The organism is Maridesulfovibrio ferrireducens, from assembly GCF_016342405.1.
GTDB lineage: Bacteria > Desulfobacterota > Desulfovibrionia > Desulfovibrionales > Desulfovibrionaceae > Maridesulfovibrio > Maridesulfovibrio ferrireducens_A.
Map to the genome: position 1 here is coordinate 1 of NZ_JAEINN010000041.1, position 8,583 is coordinate 8,583.

An 8,583-nucleotide genomic window follows, 5' to 3' on the forward strand; every position below is an offset into this window, starting at 1 on the left:
CCATGGAAAATGCCAAAAGGCAAAGCAATATAGCAGATTTAATTTCATTTGTAAGGTGCAGCTATTTCTACGCTTACCAATAATGACGTGGAAGAGTCCCTATTTCAGGCGACCCTAATCATATCTCAAAATGCTGAAGTTGACGGCAGTGAAGCTCTTTTACAGCGGATTGTGCATTGCCATGCCGACAAAGCGCATTACGATTCCGGATCTCGTGAACTTGCGCGATATTTTGAAAAGATTTCCTGCGAGGAAGTAAGCGGATTTCTGAAGACAGTCTTATAAATGAAGCAAAAATTCTAAACACGTATTTTGAGAGTTTCAAAAAAATAGAAACCGCTTTTTCAACATCATTAAAAAATGAACGGATAGCTAAAAATCATGCACAAGTCGTGGCTTGTGGATATGCTTTGCAAACAATTTTCCCCGCCATCAGTTCAGAAAAAATTGAAAACCTAAAACTATACATCCTACAAAGAGCAATTCTGCGTGAGAAATGTCTTTTAGCAGACCATCCTTTAGTGGAACAATTTTGGGAGACTTTCAGATATTTGAATTCAGAAACACGAAACATGGAAAGAGAAGCCTTAAACCATAGTGGCAATCCTGCCTATTACGCCATCAATCTAAATCATTTCGTTCAACAATGCAGAGACAATGGACAGGAAATTCCTGACCTCAAAGTATTAAAACAACTTCTCCCGCACTCAAAAAAGCATAAGTTGCTTGAAAAATCTAAGGCAATAACTAGCAAAATAACAAACAAAACAGTTAGATGCTGGCTTTTTAAGATCTAATATATTTTGAATAAAAAAATCTTTGCCAGAGGGGATCGGAAAACTGTAATTTTCTGTAATATTTATTACACTTTGAGATTACATTTCTTAAAAACACAACCACCTGAAAAGACTGATCATTACATTTTAAATTACATATTATTACACTTTTATTACTTTTAAAAAATAGATTATTTATCTTTATTTCAGTCAGTTAAGCTCGAAACGCGTAATCCCTTACAAAAATTACACTTTTCCGAGACCCCCCCTCGTACCGCAGAACCAGCCCCAGACGGACATTTTTTACTCCGTGTGCCTAAGCTATATGAAGGAAGATATTATAGGATTAGCAGATTTAAGTTCCAATTTTTTACCTTCATTGTTTTGAAAGTTAAAAGTAGACTTCTTCGGCTGTCTGGGAAGATTGCCATCCAAATCAAAGCGGCAAAAATGAACGTAGCTTATCGTCAGCAACTCATCATTTTTTAATTTTTTATAAATTGCTTTCTTCGAATATCCCTTCTCGGTCAATTCTCTAATCACTGACAACGAAGCTATCACTTCAACTCTCGCATCATATTTTTTTCGCACTTTATCCTCCTTTTGTACTCTGACTCACTAGCCATAATAAGATCACTAAAACTAACAGATTAATCATTTTAAAGTCAAAAGTATTAGACTGTTAGCATGTGAAATATTAGGATACTATGTGATACTTTCAGGTACTAAACGATATTATAGACGATTAAAGATGATTTTCTGATATTTAACAGTGAGCATCACAAATTATCTAAAAATAACCATTAATCCCGTATAATAATTTAAGCTTTGAAGGCAGGACAGGTAAGGTGGGCCCACTTTTTTAAAGTGGACGAGCTTACGACCTGCTCCCTGTGGGAGAAGAGCTTATTCGCCTGCGTCTCAATGCTGGGAATGTGAGAAATTTGAAGCAGATCAAAGCGGCAGTTTTAGTAAATAGAGAGTTGCTACAATTCTATTGGGAACTTGGGGCAGATATTATTGATCAGCAAAAAGAGTCCACTCTGTCGTTAAATCGTGTTGAAGCTCGGTGATTATCGCAAATTCTTGCAAGTATGGAAAAGTTGGGCTGGGAGTTTACGTAATTGTGACGAGGAGGAAGGAAAAAAAATTCAAAGGTCTTCAAGCAAGAAGTAAGCAATCCGCAAAAATGAGTATGCAGTTACTTAGAAAGGTACGAATTTAGCTACGATAGATTTTTAGATGGGTATGGATAAAGTTTGTGAAATATTAACAAAAATATGATGTTTAATACCTTATATGAACCTATGTGCAGATATATCAAGATATGTTCTTGCTTTGAAATGAGTCTTGAAATAATAGGGTGGCTGCTAGGTTTTTACCTAGCCCATTATTTTATATTTAAGGGTAGGGTGAGGAATAATGAAAATTTGCAAGATCACAGTCGAAAACTTTCGTTTGTTAAAAGATTTTTCCATTGATTTAGAAGATGAACTTTCATTAGTTGTTGGAAAGAATAATGTAGGTAAAACTTCTTTGCTGACTGTATTAGAAAAATTTTTGGGTTCAAAGTCCAAAGGTAGTATAGCTTTTGATGATTTCAATATTGAGTTTAAAAATTATCTCTACAAATTAATAGAAGATAAAGATGCCAACATTGAAGAAGGGGAACAGTTGGGCATTAAGCTTAGACTTTATATTAAATACAATGAAGATGATGACCTATCAAATATAAGTTCTGTCTTAATGGATCTTGATCCAGAAAATAACTATGTTATTTTAGGTTTTGACTATTTGTTTAAGAATATTGCTTTGCAGCAAGCTAAACAGGATTTCGCTGTTTTTGTAGAAAAAAAAGGTGCGGAAAAAAAATGTGATCTAATACGTTTGTTTTTGAGTAAGAAATATTCAGATTATTTTGATTTAGATATAAAGTCTTTAGCCTATAACATTAAATCCTCTGCAATTAGCGAAGATGTTTTTATTAGCTTGCTTAAGGAGAATATTTCTTTAAAAAATATTTTGAATTTTCAATGTATTAGTGCCCGGAGAGATGTTTCTAATAAAGGGAATGAGGGTTCTCTTTCCTCGCAAACATCTGAAATTTATAGACGAATAGAATCAAGTGATGATCAAAGTAAGACTGTTGATGACTTTCAAGAGAAATTGGCTGAAACGGATTATGAGCTTACCGGGATTTATTCGAAGCTGTTTCAAGATGTAATTGAGAAGGTTCGTAAATTCGGAGGGATTGTAAGTGATGAGTCTGCCATAGAGATTGTCTCTACTTTGCAACATAGAGAGCTTTTAGCTGAAAATACTACTGTTACATATACTCATGGCGATGAGTCGTTGCCAGAGCACTATAACGGTCTTGGGTATATGAATTTGATAAGTATTATTTTTCAAATCGAAATTCTTGTAACAAAATTTAGGCGAAGCAAGAAGGAAAAGCCAGCTGATATTAATTTGCTATTTATTGAGGAGCCAGAAGCTCATACTCACCCGCAGATGCAGTACATATTTATTAAAAATATTAAGTCACTACTTGCAGAGGGCATTGTTCGTGAAGATGAGGATAATCGAAAGCTGCAGTATGTAATAAGTTCTCATTCATCTCATATTGTCTCTGAAAGTGATTTTAATGATATTAAATATTTAAAGAAAGAAACTTCTAATTCTGTGGTTGCAAGAAACTTAAGTGATTTAGAAAAGTATTACACGGAGAAAGGAGAAGAGAAACAATATCGATTTTTAAAGCAATATCTAACCCTCAATCGGGCTGAGTTATTTTTTGCAGATAAAGCAATTTTGATTGAAGGAGATACTGAAAGAATTCTACTTCCGGCAATGATGAAGAAACTTGATCAAGAAGAAAGTGAGAATGCACTACTGTCTCAAAATATTTCTATAGTTGAAGTTGGTGCTTATTCTCATATATTTGAAATTTTTATTGATTTTATAGGCATGAAAAAGTGCTTGATAATTACAGATGTTGATAGCTGTTTGATGGATCCTCAGTTTGAAGATGATGAAAAAAAGGTTCCAAAAAATAACGCAGAAGGGACACAAAAGACGGTAGTTAAAGCCTGCCCTGTGCTACATCCCGAGGCTTCTATTACATCTAATTATTCTTTACTTCATTTTCATAATGTTTTGAGAGAGGGGAGTTTAGATTATTTCAAAAAACTTCCATTGGAGGAAAAGGTTCTCAATGTAAAAGATGGCGCTAGAGTTTCTGATATTGATGGTAATATTTTGCTTGTATATCAAACAGAGAGTGATGGATATTATCCTCGAAGTTTTGAAGACGCTTTTTTTCATATAAATATGGATTTCTTGCAGGATGATAAAAATGATTTTGAGTCTCTTACAAAGAAGTGGTTTAAGGACTTTTGTTCTGGGAAGATTGATTCATATTGCCTTGCTGAAAAAGGGGTAATTAAAAAGCCCTCACTGGCAATAGAAATCCTTTTAAATAGCAATAACGATGAAGCTGAAAATCAATTTAGCAATTGGAAAATTCCTATTTACATTCGGGAAGGTTTAGAATGGCTTCGCAAGTAAAAGAACCAATCGACGATTTTAAGCAAATCATGGAGCATATTGCTCAGGATAATAATTTTCTGCTGAGCGGTGGAGCTGGGAGTGGTAAAACCTATTCGTTGGTTCAAGTAATAAAAAGGGTTTTAGAAATATTTCCTACTAAGACTGTTGCTTGTATGACTTACACCAATGCAGCCGTTCGAGAAATTAAAGATAGGGTTGGGCACTCCAATCTACATGTTTCAACTATACATGAGTTTTTGTGGAGTAATATTAAACACTTTCAGAAAGAGCTCAAAGCTACGTTAGTTTTACTTGTTAATGATGAGGAGTGTCATCAAATTAAAGCTATCGGCCCCACACCATTGTCAGATGACTATTTCGATCAATGTGATGATGGCATTCAGTACAAAGAGTTTGTTAAAATAGGGAATGGAATTATATCTCATGATGAGCTTCTTATTGTCGCTAATAAAATGTTTAGTTCTTACCCCCTCTTATGCGGTATAGTTAAAGATAAATATTCATTCATATTTGTTGATGAGTATCAAGATACGCAGCAAGGAGTTGTAGAAATACTGCTTGAACATTTAGATAATAGTCCTAAAAAATGTGTTCGTGGTTTTTTTGGGGATGCCATGCAGTCAATTTACACTGGGCGTGGAACAATTCTAGATGTCTATAAAGACAATGGTAAACTTTATGAAGTTAAGAAAGAACAAAATAGACGCAATCCTCAGTTCGTCATCGAACTCGCAAACAAGTTAAGAACCGACGGATTAGTGCAACGCCCGTCAAATGATTTAACAGCTCCTAATATGACCCATGATGGAAATGTTAAGTCTGGAAAAATTAGTTTTCTTTATTCTGCAGATGAAATTGCTGGTCTTGAAAAAACTAAAAATTATTTAGGGTGGATTTTTTCAGATGTTGAACAAACAAAGGAGCTGAACTTAACTCATAACTTGATGGCTACTAAAGCAGGTTTTCGATCTTTGATGGACATTTATAATGGGGATAAAATTTTGGCTTACTGTAAAAGAGTCAAAGATTATATTAAGAAAAATTCAATTGGAGATGATTTTTCGGGAAAGACTTTTCAGGAGGTTGTTGAATTTTTGCTTCCTATTGGAAAAAAAGCTGTTTTACCTACTAAAACTATGAAAGTTTTCATCGATGGCAATGTAGATCTTTACCAAACCGCAATGGACTTAGATTTTTATATCATTTCAAGTCTGTATGTGGATAAAGATCAGCTCTTAGATGATAAAAAGCAAGATCCCGTTGATGAGGCTAAGAAGGGGTCTAAAAGAGATGATTTGATTCGACATTTGTTCAGATTACAGCACAATATTCATTTATACCAAACTGGGCAGTATAACTATTTTATCCACGCTACAGATTATAAGAAAAAGTTGATCTCTGTCTCTGCCAAAAAAGAGCTGAAAGCTAATATGGATAGTCTCATTGAGGTTGGAGAAAAAACTATTGAAATGGTTATAGATGAAGCCGATTCGAATGGAATATGTAAAAAAGACGATCGATTAGAAAAATTTATTTCTAGTAAATCATATTTGTATAACCGGGTTAAAAGTGTCAGATTTTCAGAATTTCAAAAACTATATGAATATCTTGAAGGTTATACCCCATATTCAACACAGCATAAAACAAAAGGAACTGAATTTGAGAACGTGCTAGTTGTATTGGATAATGGGAAATGGAACGATTATAATTTTGAGCAACTTTTTGATAATTCCGCTGGTCGTACTGCAAGTGTTTTAGAGCGAACACAAAAGATTTTTTATGTTTGTTGTACGAGGGCAAAAGAGAATTTGGCAGTTTATTTTCATTCTCCCTCTGAAGCTGTTGTCAATCAGGCTAAGGTTTGGTTCGGAGAGGACAATGTGATTAATCTTGATACTGGGGTAAAGGAGCTGTAATTCTATGATAGTTCCAGATATTTTATACAAGTATACAACTGCTTCCACTGCTAAAATAGTATTAGAGAGCAGTCGGCTTAGATGGTCTAGTTTAGGGTACTTTAATGACCCGAATGAATTTCAAAGACTTCCTGTTTTTGATCCTGATATAGACGAGTGCTATGAAGAGTATATACAGTTGATTGTAAAAATTGCTTTATGTGAGGATCGTCCTACTAACTGGGATCAGTTTAATCCTCTGACAGTTCTTTTAATAGAAATGTTAAAGGCTGCTTTGCTAAAAGGGGTGACTCCAGAATCTCTTCAGGCTGAGTTGGTGTCGGTTCCTCAAAAAAAAGTAAATTATGAGTTGATTCGTGAGTATGTTGACAATGTTGATACAAAATCGGCGAGAGTTTTTTGCCTTACAACAGAATATTCCAACAATGTTATGTGGGCTAGCTATGCTCAAGGGCATACAGGGTGTGTTCTGGGATTTAGGCATCTTGTCGAGAAGAACACTCCGTTTCTTGCTGCAAACCCCATAGACTACACAAAGGGTCCTCCTACTCTAGATTCTGGATTGGATTTTTTGCTGTATAAGCCAACTGCTGAACTTCGTAAAAAAATACATCTCGCTATCTGCTATAGTAAAGATGAGGAATGGGCTTATGAAGAAGAGTGGCGAGTCATTACATGGCGGGAGGAAGAAGGTGAGCGAGATTACGGCGATTATACGTTTTATGAAGAGGAACTTGAGTCTGTTACACTAGGATCTAGTATGGATCATGACGAATCTGTTGAGATTATTGACCTGGTTCGTTCGCGATATGAAAGGTGTAGTGTTTATAGGATGGAGCATATTAAGGGCCGATCTGTTAGAAATCTGGTTTATGATGCTGAGTAATTTAACAATTTTAAGCCCCTGAATTGGTATATAAATTTTTTATACACTTGAGTTTGACTTCTCAGAGTTGTTTGTAGGGATTTTTTTTAGATCACGCCACAGAACAATCCGTCCCAACAGGAGTAACTCCGGACAAATCAACCTTGCTGCGAACCTTGCCAAGGTCATAGTTGGCCTGCATAGCCAGCCAGCTTTCAGGGGTACGTCCGAGGGCTTTTGAAAGCCGCAGCGCCATTTCAGGTGACACCGCACTCTTGCCATTCAGAACACGTGTGAGGGTAGAGGGAGCAACCCCGAGCATTTTTGCAAGCTTGCGACAGCTTAGAGCGTACTCTTCCATATACACGGAGCTGATAAGCTCGCCGGGGTGCGGGGGATTGTACATAGTCATTAGTGATAATCCTCGTAGTTTAAAATGTAACCATTTCCGTCTCGGAATTCAAAGGTCAGCCGCCAATTGCCATTGACGGTTATTGACCATAGATCCGCACGGCTTCCTTTAAGTTTGTGCAGCCGGAATCCGGGAAGGTTCACGTCCTCCACTTCCTGAGCCGTATCAATGACCGAAAGTTGGATTCTGAGCCGCTTGGAATGCTTGGCCTGTACTCCGGCTGTTGAGCCGGTGCGGAAAAATTTTTCCAGACCTTTGTGCTTAAATGTTTTGATCATTGTTCTTCATTTGTATGTTGCGCACTGCGCAACGTTTTGTCAAGGGGAGCCGAGGGATATTAATTTTCTAACACAGCCATCGCAGCTCTTAAATTGTCCGGCGCAAGGTGCGCATACCGCTCCGTCATTGCCAGAGTCGAGTGGCCCATGAGTTTCGCCACCGTGTAGAGTGGAGTTCCCCGTTGAACCAGCCAGCTTGCGAAGGTGTGGCGTAGGGTATGGAAAACTACTTTTTGCCTTCTGTTGCACTAAATACTGGTTTCTGGCTCGGATCTATCTGCTTTCTGAGCTCTCGAAGTTCTTTTTTTACCTGCTTTGTCATAAATGCATGACGTGAAAGACCATTTTTTGAGTCTCGGATTAGGATCATGCTTTCAGCAAAGTTCAGATCCTTCCACTCTAGGTTGATAATCTCTCCTGCCCGCAGGCCGCCATATAGAGAAACAAGCGCGATAATGTATGGTAGAGCATGTTTGTCTTTTAGTATTTCAAGTAGTTGTTCAGCTTCATCTTCTGACAGGAAGCGTGTTCGCCGGTTGTCCATTTTAGGCATTTTGATTTTTTTGACTGGATTATCGCCTTTAAAGATGTCTTGCTTCTTGGCAACATTATATACCTGTCGCACAGTAGCCAACACATATTGTATTGAGCGTGGGCTGAGATTTTTTTCTGCCATATTGGATTTTATTCGTAACCGTCCAGACGGCTGCACCTTACAACGGGGATTGAATATGCTATATTGCTTTGTCTTTTGGCATTTCCCATG

At 36.8% G+C, this 8,583-nt stretch carries 9 protein-coding genes; 4 read left to right on the forward strand and 5 right to left on the reverse strand.

Annotated features, from left to right (window positions below; translation table 11 throughout):
• The first annotated feature begins 410 nt into the window (after positions 1 to 410).
• Complete coding sequence (locus JEY82_RS19270; RefSeq protein WP_304088863.1) at positions 411 to 797, forward strand: hypothetical protein; 387 nt, start codon at positions 411 to 413, stop codon at positions 795 to 797.
• A gap of 300 nt (positions 798 to 1,097) precedes the next feature.
• On the opposite strand, the gene JEY82_RS19275 is transcribed toward JEY82_RS19270, so the two are convergent.
• The gene (locus JEY82_RS19275) at positions 1,098 to 1,367 is read right to left on the reverse strand and encodes a hypothetical protein (protein WP_304088866.1); all 270 of its coding nucleotides are present in this window, start codon (positions 1,365 to 1,367) and stop codon (positions 1,098 to 1,100) included.
• Positions 1,368 to 2,198: 831 nt separating this feature from the next.
• Between JEY82_RS19275 and JEY82_RS19280 the strand changes: the two genes are divergently transcribed.
• Genes JEY82_RS19280 through JEY82_RS19290 form a run of 3 tightly spaced genes read left to right on the forward strand, consistent with a single transcriptional unit; the run spans position 2,199 to position 7,148 of the window.
• A complete protein-coding gene (locus JEY82_RS19280) occupies positions 2,199 to 4,343 on the forward strand; it encodes an ATP-dependent endonuclease (protein WP_304088870.1) in 2,145 nt (714 codons plus the stop codon).
• The gene (locus JEY82_RS19285) at positions 4,328 to 6,262 is read left to right on the forward strand and encodes an ATP-dependent helicase (RefSeq protein ID WP_304088871.1); all 1,935 of its coding nucleotides are present in this window, start codon (positions 4,328 to 4,330) and stop codon (positions 6,260 to 6,262) included. The genes JEY82_RS19280 and JEY82_RS19285 overlap by 16 nt, the downstream gene beginning before the upstream one ends.
• A 4-nt stretch (positions 6,263 to 6,266) precedes the next feature.
• Positions 6,267 to 7,148 carry a DUF2971 domain-containing protein gene (locus tag JEY82_RS19290; protein ID WP_304088873.1) on the forward strand — a complete coding sequence of 294 codons (882 nt, stop codon included), beginning with the start codon at positions 6,267 to 6,269 and terminating at the stop codon, positions 7,146 to 7,148.
• Positions 7,149 to 7,239: 91 nt separating this feature from the next.
• Here JEY82_RS19290 and JEY82_RS19295 read toward each other — a convergent pair whose 3' ends face one another.
• From JEY82_RS19295 to JEY82_RS19305, 4 genes are all read right to left on the reverse strand, one after another.
• A complete protein-coding gene (locus tag JEY82_RS19295; protein ID WP_304088876.1) occupies positions 7,240 to 7,539 on the reverse strand; it encodes a HigA family addiction module antitoxin in 300 nt (99 codons plus the stop codon).
• Positions 7,539 to 7,817, reverse strand: a complete 279-nt coding sequence (locus tag JEY82_RS19300; RefSeq protein WP_304088878.1) for a type II toxin-antitoxin system RelE/ParE family toxin — start codon at positions 7,815 to 7,817, stop codon at positions 7,539 to 7,541. The genes JEY82_RS19295 and JEY82_RS19300 overlap by 1 nt, the downstream gene beginning before the upstream one ends.
• Before the next feature lie 59 nt (positions 7,818 to 7,876).
• Positions 7,877 to 8,008 carry a hypothetical protein gene (locus JEY82_RS19720; protein WP_369681176.1) on the reverse strand — a complete coding sequence of 44 codons (132 nt, stop codon included), beginning with the start codon at positions 8,006 to 8,008 and terminating at the stop codon, positions 7,877 to 7,879.
• 35 nt (positions 8,009 to 8,043) lie between these two features.
• The coding region (locus tag JEY82_RS19305) for a tyrosine-type recombinase/integrase (RefSeq protein ID WP_304088880.1) at positions 8,044 to 8,583 on the reverse strand (540 nt) is incomplete at its 5' end.